This is a genomic window from Streptomyces mutomycini (assembly GCF_001700505.1).
Classification (GTDB): domain Bacteria; phylum Actinomycetota; class Actinomycetes; order Streptomycetales; family Streptomycetaceae; genus Streptomyces; species Streptomyces mutomycini.
Genome location: NZ_MAPV01000082.1, coordinates 12,860 through 32,262 on the forward strand (window position 1 = coordinate 12,860; position 19,403 = coordinate 32,262).

The window sequence follows — 19,403 nt, forward strand, 5'->3', positions numbered from 1 at the left end:
TCAGGCGTCTGCGGCGCTGATTCCCGGCAATTCGCCAGGGGCGATGTCCCGCAGCCCGTCCTCGTCCAGCAGCAGCCAGCGGGTGACTCCCAGCGACTTCAGGAACGGCATGTCGTGGCTGGCCACGATGAGCGCTCCCTCGAACGCCTCCAGCGCCGAGGTCAGGCGGCGCACGCCGGACAGATCGAGACTGTTCGTCGGCTCGTCCAGCATCAGCAGCCGGGGAGCGGGTTCGGCGAGCAGCAGCGCCGCCAGTGTGGCCCGGAAGCGCTCACCGCCCGAGAGGGCGTCGGCCGGCCGGTCCGCACGCCCGCCCTTGAACAGGAAGTGCGCCAGTCTCGCCCGGATGGCGTTGCCCGTGGCGCCGGGTGCGACGCGTGCCACGTTGTCCACCAGGGAGAGCCCGCCGTCGAGGACGTCGAGACGCTGCGGCAGGAAACCCACCGGCACCTGTGCGGCAGCCTCGCCCGACACCGGATCCAGCTCACCCGCGATCGTGCGCAGAAGCGTCGTCTTCCCCGCGCCGTTGCGGCCGACCAGTGCGATCCGTTCGGGGCCGCGCAGGTCCCACTCGCCCCGCACCCGTGGCCCGTGGGCGAGTTCGAGATCGCGGAGCACCAGCACGCCGCGGCCCGGATGTACCCGGGTGTGCGGCAGTTCGATCCGGATCACCTCGTCGTCCCGCACAGCCCCGACCGCCTCGTCGAGACGCTCCTCCGCGTCCGCCAGTCGCTCCGTGTGCATGATGCGGTGCTTGCCGGCCGACTCCTGGGCGGTCCGCTTGCGCAGGTTCATCACGGCCTTCGGCTCGCGCTTGGTGTCCCACATCTTCTGCCCGTACCGCTTCCGCCGGGCCAGTTTGACGTGTGCCTCGGCGAGTTCGCGCTTCTGCCGCCGTACGTCGGCCTCCGCGACCCGCACCATCCGTCCCGCCGCCTCCTGCTCCACGGCAAGCGCCTCCTCGTACGCCGACAGGCTGCCGCCGTACCAGGTGACCGCACCTTCGCGGAGATCCGCGATCCGGTCCACCCGCTCAAGCATCTCCCGGTCGTGGCTGACCACGACCAGCACGCCCGTCCAGGCGTCCACCGCCTCGTACAGCCGTTCGCGGGCGTACACGTCGAGGTTGTTGGTCGGTTCGTCCAGAAGCAGGACGGACGGACGTGCCAGCAGCAGTGCCGCCAGGCGCAGCAGCACGCACTCGCCGCCGGACAGCTCGCCGATGGTGCGGTCGAGACCGACATCGGCCAGGCCCAGTCGGCCGAGTACGGCGCGGGCTCGTTCCTCGACGTCCCAGTCGTCCCCGACCACGGCGAAGTGCTCCTCGCCGGCGTCGCCCGCCTCGATGGCGAGGAGCGCCGCCCGCGCGCTCGCCACCCCCAGGACCTCGTCCACCCGCAGAGCGGTGTCCAGGACGAGGTCCTGGGGGAGGTAGCCGATGTCCCCGTCCGTTTCGATGTGTCCGGCGGTCGGGGCGAGTTCACCGGCGATCAGCCGCAACAGTGTTGATTTCCCACAGCCGTTGAGGCCGATGAGTCCGGTCCGGCCGGGCCCGACGGCCAGCTGGAAGCCGTCGAAGACCGTGCTCCCGTCCTGCCAGGCGAACGAGAGGGAGGAGCAGAGGACATGCGTCGTTGATGAGGGCACGGGGGCCTCCCGGCTGTGTCGGGGAAATCACGGAGAACGGCTCGGACATCGGGGTGGGCCGCGCAGGGGCACACGTGCGTCGAGGCACGTGGCACGGTGGGCGGACACCTCAGATGTGGAGCAACGTCCTTCTCCGATCCGACGACGACGAGGACACCGAAGACGCTAGGGGCGAGCCCCGCGGGACGCAACCGATTTCGGGCGGCCCCGCTCTCCCGGGGGCGGCATGGCCAGGATGCCTTGTGCGGAGCAAGGGCCGGCTCGGCGGGAATCTCTCGGGGGAGCCGCTCAGGCGGGCCCGCCCAGCAGGTCGGTCAGATCGCCGTCGAGATCCATGAAGCGGTACTCGTCCCCCACCGGGACCAGCTCCTGCGCCCGCTTCAGGAAGCGGCGCAGCTCGGACGTCCGGACGTGCACCATCGCGATGCCCTCGACGGCGTGGAACTCCAGCACCGTACGGTCGTACCCGAACGGCCGCACCCGGACGTCGCCGACACCGGCCGGCGCGTCCACGCCCGCCGCGAGCAGCTCACGGGAGAACTCCCACGCGACCTCGGTGCCTTCGAGGGTCGCCGGCGCGGGGAACGCCATGCGGACGGCGAAGGGGTCCCCGCGGTCGTAGTGCAGAGTGGCAGGCAGAGTCTCCATACGCGGCGCGGACGCGACCATACGGGCCTGTACGGACTGCTCGATAACGCTGGACAAGACCTGCTCCCTCTCGCCTCTGACGACGGTTCCCGGCATTGGAGTAGACGACGGAACGCCTCCATCCGTGCACTGTCGGGCGGGGTGAGCTGCGTCACCGCCCCTCACCCCTCCTCCCGTCGACTGCCCCGATTCGCGCGGCGCACCGCTGGACCGCGGTCCACGGTGACGCACAGGGCGGGCGTCAAAATCAGTGGTGCGCTGTCCGGCGGCACGCCTAGGGTGGCTGCGCGACCGCGCCCCCCGATGCGCCCGGCTGCGGCTACTTCCTTCGAACCAAGTGACGCCGCGGCCCTCTTGTTGATCTCGGGTGGCGCGGCCGTTTCCCGCACCGTCCCCGTCGCACACGCGGCCGCGGGTGGTCCGTTCCTCGAATCCGGGGGGATTCACTGCCTCGTCACACCCAGCGCGTCTCCAAGATCTGGACCGAGATGCTCGTGGCCCCGCATGTCTCGGCGGCCGCCCGAACCCCGGCGGACCCGGGGTTGCGTCTTCGCTGCCCTGCCGGGCAAGCGCTCCGCACCCACGAAGGCGGCCCGGCCTTCGTCCGGGAGCCCCGGGAGGAGCTCTTCCTGCTGGCCGTCGGCAACTTCGTCTCCCAGCAGACCTTCTACGAGAGCGGCCAGGAGCGCGACGACCGGTACGCCCGCCTCGTGGGCCGGCTCGCCGTCGAGGACCCCGCATGGACGGCCGGCCTGCTGCGCTGGCTCCGGAGCGAGGGCACCATGCGCACGGCGTCCCTGGTGGGCGCCGCCGCGTACGTCCGGGCCCGGCTCGAGGCCGGGACGTCGGAAGGCCCGTCCAACCGGTCAGTGATCGCCTCGGTGCTCCAGCGCGCCGACGAACCCGGAGAGCTGCTGGCCCACTGGACCTCGGCATACGGTCGGAACGTGCCGCAGCCCGTGAAGCGGGGCATCGCCGACGCCGTGCGCCGGCTGTACTCCTCCCGGTCGCTGCTGAAGTACGACACCGCGTCCAAGGAGTTCCGCTTCGGTGACGTGCTCAACCTGGTGCATGCTTCCCCCGACCCGGACAAGCCGTGGCAGGGCGCGCTGTTCCGGCATGCCCTTGACCGCCGCCATCACGCGGAGCGGGCGGTCCCGCCGGCCTCCGACCGGATGCTGACCGCGCACCGCGCACTCATGGAGCTGCCGGTCGGCGAGCGGCGGGGCGTGGCCACCGGACCGGGGGGTGCCGAGCGCCTGGCCGAGGGGGGCATGACGTGGGAAGCTACGGCGGGCTGGCTCCAGGGGCCGATGGACGCCGCCGTCTGGGAGGCCGTGATTCCCTCGATGGCACCCATGGCGCTCCTGCGGAACCTGCGGAACTTCGACGAGGCGGGTGTCCCGGACGATGTGGCGGCCAGGGTCGCCACACGGATCTCGGACGCCACCGGCGTCGCCAGGTCCCGGCAGTTGCCCTTCCGCTACCTTTCCGCCCACCGGCACGCCCCGTCACCGCGCTGGGCGGCCCCGCTGGAACGGGCACTGGGCCACTCGCTGGCCGGCGTACCCACCCTGCCCGGCCGGACACTGGTCCTGGTGGACCGGTCCGACTCCATGTTCTGGGACACCGTCTCCGAGCGCTCCGAACTGACCCGGGCGGACGCGGCCGCCGTGTTCGGTGCCGCGCTGGCGCTGCGAGCCGAGCACGCGGACCTGGTGGAGTTCGGCTGGTCCAGCGCGGTGGTGCCGTTCCGGGCGGGGGAACCGGTGCTCGACGTGCTGAAACGGTTCCACGGTCTCGGGGGCACCCAGACCGCTCAAGCGGTGCGCAGGCACTTCGACGGACACGACCGGGTCCTGATCGTCACCGACGAGCAGGCCGCGCCCCACGGCCCGGTCGGGCCTGCGGACCCGGTGCCGGCCGGCACCCCCGTCTACACCTGGAACCTGGCGGGATACCGTCCCGCCCATGGCCCCACGGGCCCCCACCGGCACACCTTCGGCGGCCTCACGGACGCCGCGTTCAGGATGGTCGGTCTCATCGAGGCCGGTCGCCCCGCCGCCTGGCCGTGGACCACCGACCCGGCGACGAGCGTGATGGACGAGGCCCACGGCCCGAAGGGCACGCTCTAGCCGGGCAGTTGCTGCCGGTACGGTGCAAGCGCGTCCGAGGTCTTCGTCGCAAGGAACTCCGTGATCCGGTAGGCGCACACCTCGTGCACCGCGAAGGGGTCGGAGGCCGCGATCCTCTCGATCCCGGCACGGTCCGCGCCCACGGCCAGGATCACCCCGCCGTCGCGGGGGTTCTTGCGTCCGGAGGCGATGAAGACCCCGGCAGCGTACTGCGCGTCCAGCCAGGCGATGTGCTCCGTCATCAGGGCGTCGACGCGCTCGACCGGTGCGGTGTAGGTCAACTCGAGTACGAACATGATCGCCAGGCTACCGGGCTGCCTAGACTGGCCCGTCATGACGACTTTCCGGATGCCCGCCGACGAGGCCGAAGCCCGCGCCGTCCAGGACGCGTTGCGCGCACGGGTGGTGCTGGACGAGCCGGGGCCGCCGCCCGGGACCGGCCGGGTCACCGGCGTCGACGTCGCCTACGACGACGAGCGGGACCTCGTCGTGGCGGCGGCCGTCGTCCTGGACGCGGCGACCCTGGAGGTGGTGGCCGAGTCCACCGCCGACGGCCGCGTGACGTTTCCGTATGTGCCCGGGCTGCTCGCCTTCCGGGAGATCCCGGCCGTCCTGGCCGCGCTCGAGCGCCTGCCGGTGGACCCGGGGCTCGTCGTCTGCGACGGCTACGGCCGGGCCCACCCGCGCAGGTTCGGCCTCGCCAGCCATCTCGGCGTGCTCACCGGCCTGCCCGTCATCGGCGTGGCGAAGAACCCTTTCACCTTCCGCTACGAGCAACCCGGGCCCCGGCGAGGTGACTTCACCCCGCTCATGGACGGTGACGAGGAAGTGGGGCGGGCCCTGCGCACGCGGGACGCAACCAAACCCGTCTTCGTCTCCGTCGGTCACAGGACCGGCCTGGACAACGCGTGCGCCCACACCCTCGCACTGACCCGCGGCTTCCGTCAGCCCGAGACCACACGCAGGGCCGATGCCCTGTGCCGGTCCGCTCTCCGCGAAGCGGCCGGCTGACCGGGCCCTCTCGGTGATCTGTTGCCAACTGAGTACATGTACGGATGTTCCTCGTCGAACATCGAGGGCAGGCTGGTACACATGATCGACCACCACACTCCTCAGATGAGCACCGGAACCATACGTCTCTCCCAGCGCGGCGTCGCCGTCGGCATGACCCTGGGTGTCCTCGCAGGAGCCGCCTGGACCGTGTCCATGGTCGTCACGCTGGCGTCCTGGATGGCCTGACCGGGTGGTGCGGCCCACCTCCCGGGTTCAGCGCACCGCCGCGACCCGGAAACGCAGACCGGCCGCCGTCAGACGCTCCAGCAGTGCGTCGCCCATCGCCACGGCCGTCGTGACCTGGCCCGATGTCGCCGGCAGGTCGTCGAGAGCGAGCGCCAGGGCCGCCTCGGCGAGCATCTTCGCCGTCTCGTCGTAGCCGGGGTCACCGCCCGACACCTCCGTGCAGACCCTCCGGCCGCCACCCTCCCCGACGAAGCGGACCGTGAACCAGCTCCGCTTCCTGCGCTCCTCGCCGGGCCCCGTGCCCGGTGCGACCCGCGCCGACAGCCACTCCCGCGCGGCGGGAATCTGGGCGGCCCCCACCAGCAGGGCCGTCGCCGCCGAGCCGCCAAGTGCCATGGGGAGGCGCTTCACCGAGGCGAAGTGCCGGTAGCGGAAGTCGGGGCCGTAGCGCTCCAACCCGCGCGCGGACCGTTCCACGACGCGCGGGTCCAGAGTCGGCAGCGGCAGCGCCCAGGTGCCCGTCACCGGGCTGAAGTGCGGTGACCCCTGCGGGGCGCGGGCCCGCCGGCCGACCAGACGCGGCTCGTGCAGACGCCGTTCACGCGCGGCCCGCATCATCTGCGGGCCGCGGCCCATCGCGGTGAGCGCCGAGGCGAACGTACCGCCGGAGAAGACCGCGTTGGTACGGACGTAGCCGTCGACGGTCAGCGGGACCCCCTCGGGGAGCTGCCGGACGGTGAAGTAGGCGCCGAGGTCGTGCGGTACGGAGTCGAAGCCGCAGGCGTGCACGAGGCGGGCACCCGTCTCGCGGGCCCGGCCGTCGTGCTCCAGATACATCCGGTCGACGAACTCCGCCTCCCCGGTGAGGTCGGTGTAGTCGGTCCCGGCCTCCGCGCAGGCGGCGACCAGCTTCTCGCCGTACCAGACGTACGGTCCGACCGTCGACGCCACCACGTGTGCGGAACCGGCCAGCTCGCGCAGGGCGCCGTCATCGTCCGCGTCGGCCGTCAGCAGCGGCAGGTCCGCGCAGTGCGGGTTCTCCACGGCGAGGCGGTCGCGCAGTTGTTCCAGCTTGCCGCGGCTGCGGCCGGCCAGGGCCCAGCGGCAGCCGTCCGGGGCATGTGCGGCGAGATATTCGGCCGTGAGCGCCCCCACAAAGCCGGTGGCTCCGAAAAGGACGACGTCATAAGGGCGTTCTGCCCTGTTCTGCCTGTTCATGAGTGCCTCCGCGGGGGCCGACGCCGATGTAGCAGGCAGAGGGTAGCGGAGCCGTTCGTGGCGCTGTGCGGCCGGGAGGGGCTCCGTGCGAGAGGATCCGGGGAAGAGCTAAGCGCTTGCTCGGCCAAAAGGGTTGTGCGGAGCGTGGTCCGTTCTTAGCATCATCGATGTTACATCAGTTGTGTCACACTGCTGGGGGCTTGATGGCAACGACAGGACACGGGTCGCAGGGCCCGCTGACCGGAGTGCGCGTCGTCGAACTGGCCGGCATCGGCCCGGGGCCGTTCGCCGCCATGCTCCTGGCCGACCTCGGCGCCGACGTGGTGCGCGTCGACCGGCCCGGAGGCCCGGTGATCGGTATCGATCCCGCCTTCGACCTGACCAACCGCAACAAGCGGTCGGTCCTCGTCGACCTGAAGGCCGAGAGCGGAGCCGGGCAGGTGCTCGACCTCGTCGAGCGTGCCGACGTCCTGATCGAGGGCTACCGGCCCGGCGTCGCCGAACGCCTCGGCGTGGGCCCCGACGCCTGCCTGGAGCGCAACCCGCGGCTCGTCTACGGACGGATGACCGGCTGGGGCCAGGACGGGCCGCTGGCCGGACGGGCGGGGCACGACATCGGCTACATCGCCCTCACCGGCACCCTGTCCATGATCGGCAGAGCCGGCGAACCGCCCACGGTGCCGGCCAACCTGGTCGGCGACTACGCGGGCGGCTCGCTCTACCTCGTCGTCGGTGTGCTCGCCGCCCTCCAGCACGCCCGTACGCCCGGCGGGAGTGGGCAGGTCGTCGACGCGGCCATCGTGGACGGCGCGGCCCACCTCGCCACGATGATCCACGGCATGCTGGCCGCCGGCAGCTGGCAGGACCGGCGCGGCTCCAACCTCCTCGACGGCGGCTGCCCCTTCTACGGCTCCTACGAGACCTCCGACGGCCTGCACATGGCGGTCGGAGCCCTGGAACCGCGCTTCTACGAGGAGTTCGCCGAGCTCCTCGGGCTGGGGGACGAGGCACCCGACCGCAACGACTCCGGGCGCTGGGAAGAGCTGCGCGCCCTGGTCGCCGACCGGTTCAGCACCCGTACGCGCGCCGAGTGGACCGAGGTCTTCGAGGGGACGGACGCCTGTGTGGCTCCCGTCCTCTCGCTCCGTGAGGCGCCGGGCCACCCCCACCTCGCCGCCCGCTCCACCTACGTGGAGCACGGCGGCCTCACCCAGCCCGCCCCCGCACCCCGCTTCTCCGCGACACCCGTCTCCGTGCGCAGCGCACCCGCGCTGCCCGGAGCGGACACCGAGGCCGTCGCCGCGGACTGGGGCGTGCCGGGCCTGCTGACCACCGGGAAGGAAACGACCCTCTGATGGAACTCTCCCTGCCGCTGAACTACGCGGGCGATCCGCGCGCAGCCTGCGACGAGGTCGCCGTACTCGAGTCCGCCGGCCTCGACGCCGTCTGGGTCGCCGAGGCGTGCGGCTTCGACTCGCCGACCGTCATGGGGTACCTCGCCGCCCGCACGGAACACCTGAAGATCGGCGCGGCGATCCTCAACGTGTACTCCCGCACGCCCGCCCCCGCCCGCAGATCGCGCTGTACGTCGGCGGCATGCGCGCGCGGGGCAGGAACTTCTACAACGACCTCGCCTACGGCTACGAGAAGGAGGCCGCCACCATCCAGGAGCTCTACCTGTCCGGGAAGAAGAGGGAGGCGGAGGCCGCCGTCCCGGACGAATTCTGCGAGCTCATGACGCTCTGCGGCCCCGAGGGGTACGTACGCGACCGCATCGAGGCCTTCGGGGAGGCCGGGGTCACCATGCTCAACGTCACGCCCGTCGGCCCCGAGCCGGCGCGGCTGATCTCCACCGTCAAGAACTGGCTCCAGGGGGCTTGAAGTGCAGCGGCAGATCTTCACCGAAGAGCACGACGCGTTCCGCGAGACCGTCCGCACCTTCCTGTCCAAGGAGGTCCTCCCGCACTACGAGCAGTGGGAGAAGGACGGCATCGTCTCGCGCGAGGCCTGGCTCGCGGCCGGCCGGCAGGGGCTGCTCGGCCTTGCGGTACCCGAGGAGTACGGGGGCGGAGGCAACGCCGACTTCCGCTACAGCGCCGTGATCGCCGAGGAGTTCACCCGGGCCGGGACGCCCGGGCTCGCGCTCGGGCTGCACAACGACATCATCGGCCCCTACCTCACCGGCCTCGCCACCGAGGAGCAGAAGCGGCGCTGGCTGCCCGGCTTCTGCAGCGGCGAGACCATCACCGCCATCGCCATGACGGAACCCGGTGCGGGCTCCGACCTCCAGGGCATCCGCACCTCGGCCGAGGACAGGGGCGACCACTGGCTCCTCAACGGCTCGAAGACCTTCATCTCCAACGGCATCCTCGCCGACCTGGTGATCGTCGTCGCCAAGACCTCACCGGAGGGCGGGGCCAAGGGCCTCTCGCTGCTCGTCGTCGAGCGCGGTGCCGAGGGCTTCGAGCGGGGCCGCAACCTCGACAAGATCGGGCAGAAATCCCAGGACACCGCGGAGCTGTTCTTCAACGACGTACGCGTCCCCAAGGAGAACCTCCTCGGCGAACGCGACGGCGCCTTCGTCCACCTCATGACCAACCTGGCCCAGGAGCGGATGGGCATAGCGGTCGCCGGGATCGCCGCCGCCGAACACCTCCTCGAGATCACCACCCGGTACGTCAAGGAGCGCGAGGCCTTCGGGCGCCCGCTCTCCAAGCTCCAGCACATCCGCTTCGAGATCGCCGAGATGGCCACCGAGTGCGCCGTCACCCGGGCCTTCCTCGACCGGTGCATCGTCGACCACTCCGAGGGGACGCTGGACGCCGTGCACGCGTCGATGGCCAAGTGGTGGGCCACCGAACTGCAGAAGCGGGTGGCCGACCGCTGCCTGCAACTACACGGCGGATACGGCTACATGACGGAATACCAGGTCGCCAGGGCCTTCACCGACGGCCGCATCCAGACCATCTACGGCGGGACGACCGAGATCATGAAAGAGATCATCGGCCGCTCGCTGCTCGCCTGACCTCCCCGCCCAGCACCGAACCCGAAAGGCAGCTGCCTTGAGTACCGAAGCATTCGTCTACGACGCGATCCGCACCCCGCGCGGCCGAGGCAAGGCCAACGGCGCCCTGCACGGCACCAAGCCGATCGACCTCGTCGTCGGCCTCATCCACGAGATCCAGGGCCGATTCCCGGACCTCGACCCCGCCGCCATCGACGACATCATCCTCGGCGTGGTCAGCCCGCTCGGTGACCAGGGCTCCGACATCGCCCGTATCGCCGCCATCGCCGCCGGGCTCCCGGACTCCGTCGCGGGCGTACAGGAGAACCGCTTCTGTGCCTCCGGCCTGGAAGCCGTCAACCTCGCCGCCGCGAAGGTGCGTTCGGGCTGGGAGGACCTCGTCCTAGCCGGCGGCGTCGAATCCATGTCGCGTGTGCCGATGGGCTCCGACGGCGGAGCCTGGGCCATGGACCCCATGACCAGCTTCGAGACCGGCTTCGCCCCGCAGGGCATCGGCGCCGACCTCATCGCCACCATCGAGGGCTTCTCGCGCCGGGACGTCGACGACTACGCCGCCCTCTCCCAGGAACGCGCCGCCACCGCCTGGAAGGAGGAGCGCTTCGCCCGTTCCGTCGTCCCGGTCAGGGACCGCAACGGCCTGCTCGTCCTCGACCGCGACGAGCACATGCGCCCCGGCACCACCGCCGACTCCCTCGCCTCCCTCAAGCCCTCGTTCGCCACGATCGGCGAGATGGGCGGCTTCGACGCCGTGGTCCTCCAGAAGTACCACTGGGTCGAGAAGATCGACCACGTCCACCACGCGGGCAACTCCTCCGGGATCGTCGACGGCGCCGCTCTCGTCGCGATCGGCTCCAGGGAGACCGGCGAGCGCTACGGACTCACCCCCCGCGCCCGGATCGTCTCCGCGGCCGTCTCCGGATCCGAGCCGACCATCATGCTCACCGGACCCGCCCCCGCCACCCGCAAGGCGCTGGCCAAGGCCGGGCTCACCATCGACGACATCGACCTCGTCGAGATCAACGAGGCCTTCGCCGGAGTCGTGCTGCGCTTCGTCCGCGACATGGGCCTCTCGCTCGACAAGGTCAACGTCAACGGCGGCGCCATCGCCCTCGGCCACCCGCTCGGCGCGACCGGCGCGATGATCCTCGGCACGCTCGTCGACGAACTGGAGCGTCAGGACAAGCGCTACGGCCTCGCCACCCTCTGCGTCGGAGGCGGCATGGGCGTCGCCACCGTCATCGAGCGTCTCTGACCGTCCCCCGGCCCTCACCGCTTACGGAGTAGAACCGACATGACCGAGAGCACGACCATCCGCTGGGAACAGGACGAGACCGGCGTCGTCACCCTCGTACTGGACGACCCCAACCAGTCCGCCAACACGATGAACCAGGGCTTCAAGGAGTCCATCGCGGCCGTCGCCGAGCGCGCCGAGGCCGAGAAGGACTCCATCCGGGGCATCATCTACACCTCCGCCAAGAAGACCTTCTTCGCTGGCGGCGACCTCAAGGACATGATCAGGATCGGTCCCGAGAACGCCCAGGCGGCGTTCGACGCCGGCACCGCCATCAAGAGGTCCCTGCGCCGTATCGAGACCCTCGGCAAGCCGGTCGTGGCCGCCGTCAACGGCGCCGCGCTCGGCGGCGGCTACGAGATCGCGCTCGCCGCGCACCATCGCATCGCCCTGGACGCACCCGGATCCCGTATCGGCCTGCCCGAGGTCACCCTCGGCCTGCTGCCCGCGGGCGGCGGAGTCACCCGCACCGTACGGCTGATGGGCATCGCCGACGCACTGCTGAAGGTCCTCCTCCAGGGCACCCAGTACACCCCGCGGCGGGCCCTGGAGAACGGCCTCGTCCACGAGGTCGCCGCCACCCGCGAGGAGATGCTCGACAAGGCCCGCGCCTTCATCGACGCCAACCCCGAGTCGCAGCAGCCCTGGGACGTCAAGGGCTACCGGATTCCCGGCGGCACCCCGTCCAACCCGACGTTCGCGGCCAACCTGCCCGCCTTCCCCGCCAACCTGAAGAAGCAGCTCGCCGGCGCGCCCATGCCGGCGCCCCGCAACATCATGGCCGCGGCGGTCGAGGGGGCGCAGGTCGACTTCGAGACCGCGCAGACCATCGAGGCCCGCTACTTCACCGAGCTGGTCACCGGCCAGGTCGCGAAGAACATGATCCAGGCGTTCTTCTTCGACCTCCAGGCCGTCAACTCCGGAGCCAGCCGTCCGTCGGGCGTCGAGGAGCGCCAGGTCCGCAAGGTCGCCGTCCTCGGCGCCGGGATGATGGGGGCGGGCATCGCCTACTCCTGCGCCCGCGCAGGCATCGACGTCGTCCTCAAGGACGTCTCCACGGAAGCGGCCGCCAAGGGCAAGGCGTACAGCGAGAAGCTCCTCGCCAAGGCGCTCTCCCGGGGCCGCACGACCGAGGCGAAGCGCGACGAGCTGCTGGCCCGCATCACCCCGACCGGGGACGCGGCCGACCTCGCGGGCTGCGACGCCGTGATCGAGGCGGTCTTCGAGGACACCGCGCTCAAGCACAAGGTGTTCCAGGAGATCCAGGACGTCATCGACCCCGACGCCCTGCTCTGCTCCAACACCTCGACGCTGCCCATCACCGTGCTCGCCGAAGGCGTCAGCAGGCCGGTGGACTTCATCGGGCTGCACTTCTTCTCGCCCGTCGACAAGATGCCGCTCGTCGAGATCATCAAGGGCGAGAAGACCGGGGACGAGGCCCTGGCACGCGCCTTCGACCTGGTGCGCAGGATCAAGAAGACACCGATCGTCGTCAACGACTCGCGCGGCTTCTTCACCTCACGCGTCATCGGCCACTTCATCAACGAGGGCGTCGCGATGGTCGGCGAGGGCGTCGAGCCCGCGTCGGTCGAACAGGCGGCGGCACAGGCCGGCTACCCGGCCAAGGTGCTCTCCCTCATGGACGAGCTGACGCTCACCCTGCCGCGCAAGATCCGCGACGAGACCCGGCGCGCAGTCGAGGAGGCGGGCGGCAGCTGGGCCACGCACCCCGCGGACGGGGTCATCGACCGGATGGTCGACGAGTTCGGACGGCCCGGACGCAGCGGGGGAGCGGGCTTCTACGAGTACGGCGAGGACGGCAGCCGGGGCGCGCTCTGGCCGGGCCTGCGCGAGCACTTCACGAAGTCCGGCACCGACGTGCCCTTCGAGGACATGAAGGAGCGGATGCTCTTCTCCGAGGCACTGGACAGCGTCCGCTGCCTGGAGGAGAACGTCCTGATGACCGTCGCCGACGCGAACATCGGCTCCATCATGGGCATCGGCTTCCCTGCCTGGACCGGTGGCGTGCTCCAGTACATCAACGGGTACGAGGGCGGCCTGCCCGGCTTCGTGGCGCGCGCCCGGCAGCTCGCCGAGCGCTACGGCGACCGCTTCCTGCCCTCCGCGCTGCTGCTGGAGAAGGCGGAGAAGGGCGAGACCTTCCACGACTGACGGCGCACCCGCGGGCCGTGTTCACCGCTCCTCGCCGGCGTTGAACGCGGCCCGCAACTCCTCTTTCAGCGAGCGCTGGAAGGCGGTCAGCAGCGCCTGGAGCACCATCGGCTGCATATGGGCCGAGAGCGACTTCATCGCCTTCACGTGTTCCGGGTCCGACTCCCGCTCCCGGTAGGGGTTCCACACCTCGTCCCGGAACAGCCGGGTCAACTCGTGGGCGGCCGAACGGGTGTGCTCCAGAAGGACCGTGCGCGCGGCCAGGATCGTCTCGTGCGCGATGGGTACGTCCAGGAGCTCCACCCCGAGCCGCAGCAGACCCGGGTCCACCAGGAACGGCCCACCCGGCGTCGCGGGGCGCTCCAGCACCCCCATGGCCGCCAGTCGTTCGACGTCCTGCCCGCTGAGGGCCCGGCCCGCCCGCCGCTCCAGCTCGGCGCGCTCCATGTTCTCGGCCGAGTCCGGCGCCCATGACGCCACCAGGGCGCGGTGGATGGCCAGATCCTGCGCGCTGAGGTCGGGCGGCAGCTGCTGGAGGTAGCGCTCGATGGCGGCCAGCGTCATGCCCTGGTGCTGGAGCTCCTCGATGAGGGCCAGCCGAGAGAGGTGGTCCTGCCCGTAGTGCCCGACGCGCCGGGGGCCGATCACCGGGGGCGGCAACAGACCTCTGGTGCCGTAGAAGCGCACGGTGCGCACGGTGACGCCCGCGCGCGCCGCCAGTTCGTCGACGGTCAGCGTCGGTTCGTCCGTACCGGTCGCCATGTCCACTCCTCGTTGCCGGCGCACCGCTGCCGCCGGTGCTGGTATCCGTACGTACGTGCTTCCGCCTGTGCAGCGATCAGGTGCAACAGTATTGCTGTCTCACCACTGTTGTGAAAGCGTCCGGCAGCATCGAAGCGCAGTCCCACCGCCGGAACGGACCCGCCAGTCCGGCAGACAGGACAGGTCTTCGTCCACGGCGACGGGCGTTCCTGCCTCGTGGCCCTGCTCGTTCTCGACGCGCTGTACGCGGAGGACGGATGTGAGGACGGCCGCTGTCAGTGGCGGCATGTCGGGGATCACGTATGTGCAGGGGGACGCCACCGCTCCCCGGGGCAAGGGCGTCAAGCTGATCGCGCACGTCTGCAACGACCTGGGCGGCTGGGGAAAGGGCTTCGTCCTCGCCCTGTCCCGGCGCTGGCCGGAGCCGGAATCCGCCTACCGACGCTGGCACCGGGAGCGCTCGGGCAACGACTTCGGGCTGGGAGCCGTGCAGTTCGTCCAGGTCGACCGCTTCACGTGGGTGGCGAACGTGGTGGGTCAGCGGGGGATACGCACCGGCAGCAAGGGCGTTCCGGTGCGCTACGAGGCGATCGACGAAGGTCTGCGCAAGGTGGCGGTACGGGCCGCGGAGCTGGGCGCCTCGGTCCACATGCCGAGGATCGGATGCGGACTGGCGGGCGGCACCTGGTCACGGGTGGAACCTCTCGTCGCCGAGCGGCTGGTGAGCCGGGGCATCGAGGTGACGGTGTACGACTTCGGGTGAGGGCGCCACGGGGCGCGCCCTCGGGCGGTACGGCACCCAGGAGCGGGGGCGCCCGGCCGGTTGCCCTCGGAGGCCGTAGCCCGCTCGCGTAGCCGTAGCCACCCATCATCACGTTACAAAGGGACGTCATGGGTATCACTGTTGCATCGTCGATGTGGTTGAGTGGTGACGACGGACGGGAGAAGGGCCATGACGGCACCGGGTACGAACGAGGCACTGCTGGCCGGCGCGCTCGTCGGGACACCTCCCTCCGACGCGCTGAACGAACAGATCCTGGACGCGGCCCGCGAACAGTTCATGACCTTCGGGCTGCGCCGCTCGACCGTCGACGACGTCGCCAAGCGCGCCAAGGTCTCGCGCGTCACCGTGTACCGCCGGATCGGCAACAAGGACAGCCTGGTGTCCGCCTGCCTGCTGCGGGAGTACCGAAGATTCGTCGAGGACGTGGACGAGGCGGTGGCCGCGCTGCCGACCATCGAGGACCGGCTCGTCGCCGGCTTCGTCGCCGTCCTCAAGCACATTCGTGAACACCCCCTGGTGGGAGGGCTGCTGAGGCTGGAGCCGGAGATCATGCTGCCCTTCCTCACGCTGGAGAGCGGCCCCGCCTTCCTCGCGATGCGTGAGTATCTGGCCGACCGCCTCCGCCACGCCCAGCGCGCCGAAGGCAGGCCGGAGACGGATCCGACACCGATCGCCGAACTCATGGTGCGGATCACCGTCTCCTTCCTCCTCAACCCGGTGAGCTGCTTCGAACTCGACGACGACGAGCAGGTGCGGGTCTTCGCCCGCCGCTGTCTGGTGCCTCTGCTCAGCGCCGGGTGACCCTTGGCGAGTGCGCCGACGTGTTGGCGATGCCGCGCACCGCACGGTCCGTCCCGGTGGTCATGACTTCTCCATGGGCAGGGATTCCAGCGGACGGTTCTGTGCCCAGTGCGGACCGAGGTCGTCGAGCTCGTACCCGAAGGGATAGCTGCGCGGCCGGGGGCGGGAGGGCAGCCACCGGGGCCGGGCCGGAAGCAGCCGGACACCGCGCGACCGGGCGCGCACCAGTCGTACGGCCGCCGCTCGTGCCCACCGTGGCTGCTCCGGGAAGCCCAGCGCCCCGAGCAGCGGCTCGTCCAGCAGGGCGAGCGAGAGCCTGGCCACCAGGGGGCGTAACGGGGCCGGGTACCAGGCGGCCATGACCCGGAAGGTGGCGTTGGCGACCCTGCGGTTCGCCGGGTCGTAGGCGAACATCCGCTCCTCGTAGGCGTCGAGCAGTTCCTCGAAGCCCTCGTAGGTGTCGGGTGCGCCCTCGATCCCCATCATGGCGGCCATCCGCCGCCCCACCTCGGCCAGCGCTCCCGCCTCCTGCGCGCACAGCGGCCGCCATCCGAACCGGTCGATCCAGCGTTTGGGCCCGACGACGGTGGTGGCCAGTACATAGAGGTAGTCCTCGTTGGGGATGCGGTACCTGCCGTGGATCCGGTTGAGGTGGCGGGCCGCGGCCCGGGCCCGCTCCGATTCGAAGCCTTCGGCCGCCATCTCGTATCCGAACAGGACGGTGTCGTCGTAGCGTTTCTGTCCGTTGCGCTCGAACTCCTGAGTGCGGTCCAGCAGTACGGAGATCCTGGGCACCCCGTAGTCGCGCAGGAAGGCGATGCTGATGCCCTGTCTGTAGTCCCACGGGAACTCGTACTGGGACATGAGCCGGAGTATCTCGGCGCAGTCCCGGGCGGGGTCCATCCGGCGGATCTCCTGCAGTCGGCTGTATCGGCCCATGATGTGCGTCTCCTCTGTGGACGGGGGGTTCAGGCGCAAGGGCCCGCGGTGGAGCCCCGTGAAGCGGACGTCGCCGGCGTCGACGAGGACCTCACCCACCAGCGGAAGCCTCTGCTTCATCGATACGCAGACACCCTCGGGCGATCCGTTCTCGATCCCGGCCAGGAGCGCCGCGTGCCCAGATCGCTTCCAGTGGGTCCGGCCCTCTGGGCTCAACTCGCCTGCTGAATAGGACATTTGCCGGCTCCTCTCGCCCTTGAGAGTCAAAGTTACAAATACTATTGACTTGTTTCACGAGGTGCGTCAACACTGCTGACACAGATTCGAAGAAGGGGGTCCGCACGGGCACGGACATGAGCGCGACAGCCGAGGCCGCCCGCTACGCCCTGCTCGTCACCGTCGGCACCCTGCCCCCGGTGCTGCGTGAGCGCCTCGGCCTGGACCGGAGCCTCGGGCGGAACGCGCCCTGCGCCGCTTCGTCCGGCAGATGCGGGTGCTCGTGACGCTGGTCCCCCCGCCCCTGCGGGTCGCCGGCGCCCTCGCGATCGCATACTGGAACAGACACGGGCCGGGCACCGATCCCCGCACCCGCCGACCCCTGGGAGCACCCGCATGACCGGCGCAGCAGAACCCGCACCGCCCCCGCCCGGCGGCGTGCTGTGGAGCCTCGCCGGGGACGTCCGCGGACTGCTGATGCTGCCCGCCGCCCTCACTCTCCAGGTCGCCCACCCGGCCGTCGGTGCCGGTGTCGACGATCACTCGGTCTTCCGCACCGACCCCTGGGGGCGCGGCGAGCGGTCCCTGAGATCGCTCCAGCTGTGGGTGTACGGGGGAGAGGCCGCGGCGGAGGAGGGGCGCAGGCTCAGGAGGCTGCACCGGACGATCCAGGGAACCGACACCCGCGGCCGCCGGTACCACGCGCTGACGCCCGCGAACTACGCGTGGGTGCATGCCACCGGGTTCCCGGTCTACCAGCACGCGGCTCGCTATCTGGTCCGCCCGCTCACCGGCGCGCAGGAACGTGCCCTGTACGGGGAATGGCTCCAGGTCGGACGAATTCTGGGCATCCACGACCGGGACATGCCGCAGACGATCGAGGAGTTCTGGCCGTACTACCGGAAGATGCTGGCCGAGGAGGTGGAGGCCACCGTCGTCGTGAGGGAGCTGGTCGCCGCGGACGCCCCCGTACCACCGCCCGACCGCGGGCCCCTCTGGCTGCGGCTGTGCCTGAAGGCGCTCTGGCCGGCGCTTCTCCCGCCGCTGGCCCGTTTCCGCAGCTTCATCACCGTCGGACTGATGCCGCCGGACGCCCGGCAGGCCATCGGGCTCGACTGGACCCCGCGGCAGGAGCGCCGACTGCGGCGCTTCGGCGCTGTGGTGCGGCGCATCGTGCCCCTGCTCCCGGAACGGCTGCGCTACCTGCCGCTCGCCCGGTCGGCGCGGGCCGAGTGGCGCGCCGGCCTGCGACGGCCGGCCGGGGTGGGGTGACCGGACCCGGCCGACGGACCGTCCGGCAGTCCCCCCGGGCCGGGCCCGACCGCCACCCGCCGTCGCGGGGGGACCTCAGGCCGAGGCCCGGCGGACCAGCTCGGTCGGGGTGATCACGGACTCTGGCCATGCGCCCGTGCCGCTGTTCAGGCGCTCCATCAGCAGCCGCACCATCAGCCGCCCCATACCCTCGACATCCTGACGGACCGTCGTCAGCGGCGGCACGGCGGCCTCCGCCACCGAGGTCATGTCGTCGAATCCGACCACCGCGACGTCCTCCGGCACCCGGACGCCCCTCTCGCGCAGCACCCTCAGGGCACCCGACGCCATCAGGTCGTTGGACACGAAGACGGCGTCGAGGTCCGGATGGGTGTCCAGTAGATCCGCCATGGCCCGGGCCCCGCCCTCCGCGGTGAAGTCGCCGTCCGCGACGAGACCCCCTCCCGCGTCCGGGAGTACGTCGTGATACCCGTCCATCCGGTCGAGGGCCGATGTCTGGTCACGGGGCCCCGCGATGTGCGCGATGCGGCGCCGGCCGAGCGAGACCAGATGGCGTACCGCCTCACGGGCTCCGCCCCGGTTGTCGCAGTCGACGTACGGGACCTGTGGGGCTTCCCCGCCCGCCGGGTGTTCGGGGCGGCCGCCGTAGACCGTCGGGACCCGGAACCGTCGGATGATCGCGGGCAGTCCGTCGTCGGTGTGCAGCGAGAAGGCCAGTACCCCGTCCACGTGGCCGCCGGCCAGATAACGGGTGACCCGCTCGAAGTCGCCGCTGCCCTCCACGAGGAGCAGGACCAGTTGCGCGTCGTGGGCGTTGAGTTCGCGGCTGATCCCGCGGATCTGGCGGGAGAAGAACGGGTCGGAGAAGACCCGGAACTCGGGCTCGTCGATGATCACGGCGACCGCGCCGTTGCGCCGGGTGACCAGCGTCCGTGCCGCGTGGTTCGGGACGTAGCCGAGCTCCTCGACCGCTTGGCGCACCTGGTCCACCAGGGGCTGCCTTACGCCCGCGCCGCCGTTGACGACGCGGGACGCCGTCGCCCTGGACACCCCGGCGAGAGCCGCGACAGCCTCCAGGGTGGGCCGGACGTCACGCTGCGGGTCGGGGGTCGGGTCGGGCAAGAGTCGCTCCTCGTACACGCGCGTCCCGGCTGGGAACGGCTGGAACTGGCGGGTTCGGCACGAACGCCGTCAGCCTAACCGTCCGGTCCGGGCATCCGGGCAGGTGATCGCACCGTGAGCGTGGTTACATAT

Annotated in this window: 18 protein-coding genes and 1 pseudogene; 12 read left to right on the forward strand and 7 right to left on the reverse strand. The window is 71.0% G+C overall.

Annotated elements, in window-relative coordinates:
• Complete coding sequence (locus BFF76_RS13085; protein WP_065848263.1) at window positions 1-1,647, reverse strand: ABC-F family ATP-binding cassette domain-containing protein; 1,647 nt, start codon at window positions 1,645-1,647, stop codon at window positions 1-3.
• A gap of 288 nt (window positions 1,648-1,935) precedes the next feature.
• A complete protein-coding gene (ssgD, locus tag BFF76_RS13090) occupies window positions 1,936-2,352 on the reverse strand; it encodes a spore wall synthesis regulator SsgD (protein ID WP_031094815.1) in 417 nt (138 codons plus the stop codon).
• A 431-nt stretch (window positions 2,353-2,783) separates the two neighbouring features.
• On the opposite strand from ssgD, the gene BFF76_RS13095 reads away from it, so the two are divergent.
• Window positions 2,784-4,430: a TROVE domain-containing protein gene (locus BFF76_RS13095; protein WP_107418425.1), complete on the forward strand. Its 1,647-nt coding sequence runs from the start codon at window positions 2,784-2,786 to the stop codon at window positions 4,428-4,430.
• Here the strand turns inward: BFF76_RS13095 and BFF76_RS13100 are convergent.
• Window positions 4,427-4,726 (reverse strand): YciI family protein, encoded by a 300-nt coding sequence (locus BFF76_RS13100; RefSeq protein WP_031094818.1) that lies wholly within the window; start codon window positions 4,724-4,726, stop codon window positions 4,427-4,429. The two genes, BFF76_RS13095 and BFF76_RS13100, sit on opposite strands and share 4 nt — an antisense overlap.
• Window positions 4,727-4,763: 37 nt before the next feature.
• Here BFF76_RS13100 and BFF76_RS13105 point away from each other — a divergent pair, with 37 nt between their 5' ends.
• Together BFF76_RS13105 and mmpA are read left to right on the forward strand one after the other, a co-directional pair.
• Window positions 4,764-5,441 carry an endonuclease V gene (locus BFF76_RS13105; protein ID WP_053929187.1) on the forward strand — a complete coding sequence of 226 codons (678 nt, stop codon included), beginning with the start codon at window positions 4,764-4,766 and terminating at the stop codon, window positions 5,439-5,441.
• A gap of 81 nt (window positions 5,442-5,522) precedes the next feature.
• Window positions 5,523-5,669 carry a morphogenic membrane protein MmpA gene (gene mmpA, locus BFF76_RS34435; RefSeq protein ID WP_381824637.1) on the forward strand — a complete coding sequence of 49 codons (147 nt, stop codon included), beginning with the start codon at window positions 5,523-5,525 and terminating at the stop codon, window positions 5,667-5,669.
• 27 nt (window positions 5,670-5,696) lie between these two features.
• Here mmpA and BFF76_RS13115 read toward each other — a convergent pair whose 3' ends face one another.
• Window positions 5,697-6,887 carry a saccharopine dehydrogenase family protein gene (locus BFF76_RS13115; RefSeq protein WP_065848264.1) on the reverse strand — a complete coding sequence of 397 codons (1,191 nt, stop codon included), beginning with the start codon at window positions 6,885-6,887 and terminating at the stop codon, window positions 5,697-5,699.
• A gap of 203 nt (window positions 6,888-7,090) precedes the next feature.
• Between BFF76_RS13115 and BFF76_RS13120 the strand changes: the two genes are divergently transcribed.
• From BFF76_RS13120 to BFF76_RS13140, 5 genes and pseudogenes are all read left to right on the forward strand, one after another.
• Complete coding sequence (locus BFF76_RS13120; RefSeq protein ID WP_065848265.1) at window positions 7,091-8,242, forward strand: CaiB/BaiF CoA transferase family protein; 1,152 nt, start codon at window positions 7,091-7,093, stop codon at window positions 8,240-8,242.
• Window positions 8,242-8,768: pseudogene (locus BFF76_RS13125) on the forward strand (LLM class flavin-dependent oxidoreductase). The gene BFF76_RS13120 and the pseudogene BFF76_RS13125 overlap by 1 nt, the downstream one beginning before the upstream one ends.
• A gap of 1 nt (window position 8,769) precedes the next feature.
• Complete coding sequence (locus BFF76_RS13130; protein WP_065848266.1) at window positions 8,770-9,912, forward strand: acyl-CoA dehydrogenase family protein; 1,143 nt, start codon at window positions 8,770-8,772, stop codon at window positions 9,910-9,912.
• Between the two features lie 37 nt (window positions 9,913-9,949).
• Entirely contained in the window at window positions 9,950-11,164 is a 1,215-nt protein-coding gene (locus BFF76_RS13135; RefSeq protein ID WP_053929190.1) for an acetyl-CoA C-acetyltransferase, read from the forward strand.
• 39 nt (window positions 11,165-11,203) lie between these two features.
• Window positions 11,204-13,375 carry a 3-hydroxyacyl-CoA dehydrogenase NAD-binding domain-containing protein gene (locus BFF76_RS13140; protein WP_065848267.1) on the forward strand — a complete coding sequence of 724 codons (2,172 nt, stop codon included), beginning with the start codon at window positions 11,204-11,206 and terminating at the stop codon, window positions 13,373-13,375.
• A 21-nt stretch (window positions 13,376-13,396) separates the two neighbouring features.
• On the opposite strand, the gene BFF76_RS13145 is transcribed toward BFF76_RS13140, so the two are convergent.
• Window positions 13,397-14,137, reverse strand: a complete 741-nt coding sequence (locus BFF76_RS13145; RefSeq protein WP_031094833.1) for a MerR family transcriptional regulator — start codon at window positions 14,135-14,137, stop codon at window positions 13,397-13,399.
• Between the two features lie 286 nt (window positions 14,138-14,423).
• Between BFF76_RS13145 and BFF76_RS13150 the strand changes: the two genes are divergently transcribed.
• Window positions 14,424-14,900: a macro domain-containing protein gene (locus BFF76_RS13150; RefSeq protein WP_031094835.1), complete on the forward strand. Its 477-nt coding sequence runs from the start codon at window positions 14,424-14,426 to the stop codon at window positions 14,898-14,900.
• A gap of 189 nt (window positions 14,901-15,089) precedes the next feature.
• Window positions 15,090-15,722 carry a TetR/AcrR family transcriptional regulator gene (locus BFF76_RS13155; protein WP_031094837.1) on the forward strand — a complete coding sequence of 211 codons (633 nt, stop codon included), beginning with the start codon at window positions 15,090-15,092 and terminating at the stop codon, window positions 15,720-15,722.
• 60 nt (window positions 15,723-15,782) lie between these two features.
• Here BFF76_RS13155 and BFF76_RS13160 read toward each other — a convergent pair whose 3' ends face one another.
• Window positions 15,783-16,661 (reverse strand): oxygenase MpaB family protein, encoded by an 879-nt coding sequence (locus tag BFF76_RS13160; protein WP_031094838.1) that lies wholly within the window; start codon window positions 16,659-16,661, stop codon window positions 15,783-15,785.
• 353 nt (window positions 16,662-17,014) lie between these two features.
• On the opposite strand from BFF76_RS13160, the gene BFF76_RS33330 reads away from it, so the two are divergent.
• Together BFF76_RS33330 and BFF76_RS13165 are read left to right on the forward strand one after the other, a co-directional pair.
• The gene (locus BFF76_RS33330) at window positions 17,015-17,164 is read left to right on the forward strand and encodes a hypothetical protein (protein WP_199831494.1); all 150 of its coding nucleotides are present in this window, start codon (window positions 17,015-17,017) and stop codon (window positions 17,162-17,164) included.
• Window positions 17,165-17,273: 109 nt separating this feature from the next.
• Window positions 17,274-18,149 (forward strand): oxygenase MpaB family protein, encoded by an 876-nt coding sequence (locus BFF76_RS13165; RefSeq protein ID WP_053929191.1) that lies wholly within the window; start codon window positions 17,274-17,276, stop codon window positions 18,147-18,149.
• Window positions 18,150-18,224: 75 nt separating this feature from the next.
• On the opposite strand, the gene BFF76_RS13170 is transcribed toward BFF76_RS13165, so the two are convergent.
• On the reverse strand, window positions 18,225-19,271 hold the full coding sequence (locus tag BFF76_RS13170) for a LacI family DNA-binding transcriptional regulator (protein ID WP_053929192.1): 1,047 nt from the start codon (window positions 19,269-19,271) through the stop codon (window positions 18,225-18,227).
• Window positions 19,272-19,403 lie beyond the last annotated feature (132 nt).

Excerpts from the sequence above, each read along its gene's own strand:
- BFF76_RS13140 (WP_065848267.1), top strand. The coding sequence starts at position 11,204 with ATGACCGAGAGCACGACCATCCGCTGGGAACAGGACGAGACCGGCGTC.
- BFF76_RS13150 (WP_031094835.1), top strand. The coding sequence starts at position 14,424 with ATGTCGGGGATCACGTATGTGCAGGGGGACGCCACCGCTCCCCGGGGC.
- BFF76_RS13155 (WP_031094837.1), top strand. The coding sequence starts at position 15,090 with ATGACGGCACCGGGTACGAACGAGGCACTGCTGGCCGGCGCGCTCGTC.
- BFF76_RS13100 (WP_031094818.1), bottom strand. The coding sequence starts at position 4,726 with ATGTTCGTACTCGAGTTGACCTACACCGCACCGGTCGAGCGCGTCGAC.
- BFF76_RS13120 (WP_065848265.1), top strand. The coding sequence starts at position 7,091 with ATGGCAACGACAGGACACGGGTCGCAGGGCCCGCTGACCGGAGTGCGC.
- mmpA (WP_381824637.1), top strand. The coding sequence starts at position 5,523 with ATGATCGACCACCACACTCCTCAGATGAGCACCGGAACCATACGTCTC.
- BFF76_RS13095 (WP_107418425.1), top strand. The coding sequence starts at position 2,784 with ATGCTCGTGGCCCCGCATGTCTCGGCGGCCGCCCGAACCCCGGCGGAC.
- BFF76_RS13105 (WP_053929187.1), top strand. The coding sequence starts at position 4,764 with ATGACGACTTTCCGGATGCCCGCCGACGAGGCCGAAGCCCGCGCCGTC.
- BFF76_RS13160 (WP_031094838.1), bottom strand. The coding sequence starts at position 16,661 with ATGGGCCGATACAGCCGACTGCAGGAGATCCGCCGGATGGACCCCGCC.
- BFF76_RS13115 (WP_065848264.1), bottom strand. The coding sequence starts at position 6,887 with ATGAACAGGCAGAACAGGGCAGAACGCCCTTATGACGTCGTCCTTTTC.
- BFF76_RS13145 (WP_031094833.1), bottom strand. The coding sequence starts at position 14,137 with ATGGCGACCGGTACGGACGAACCGACGCTGACCGTCGACGAACTGGCG.
- BFF76_RS13165 (WP_053929191.1), top strand. The coding sequence starts at position 17,274 with ATGACCGGCGCAGCAGAACCCGCACCGCCCCCGCCCGGCGGCGTGCTG.
- BFF76_RS33330 (WP_199831494.1), top strand. The coding sequence starts at position 17,015 with ATGAGCGCGACAGCCGAGGCCGCCCGCTACGCCCTGCTCGTCACCGTC.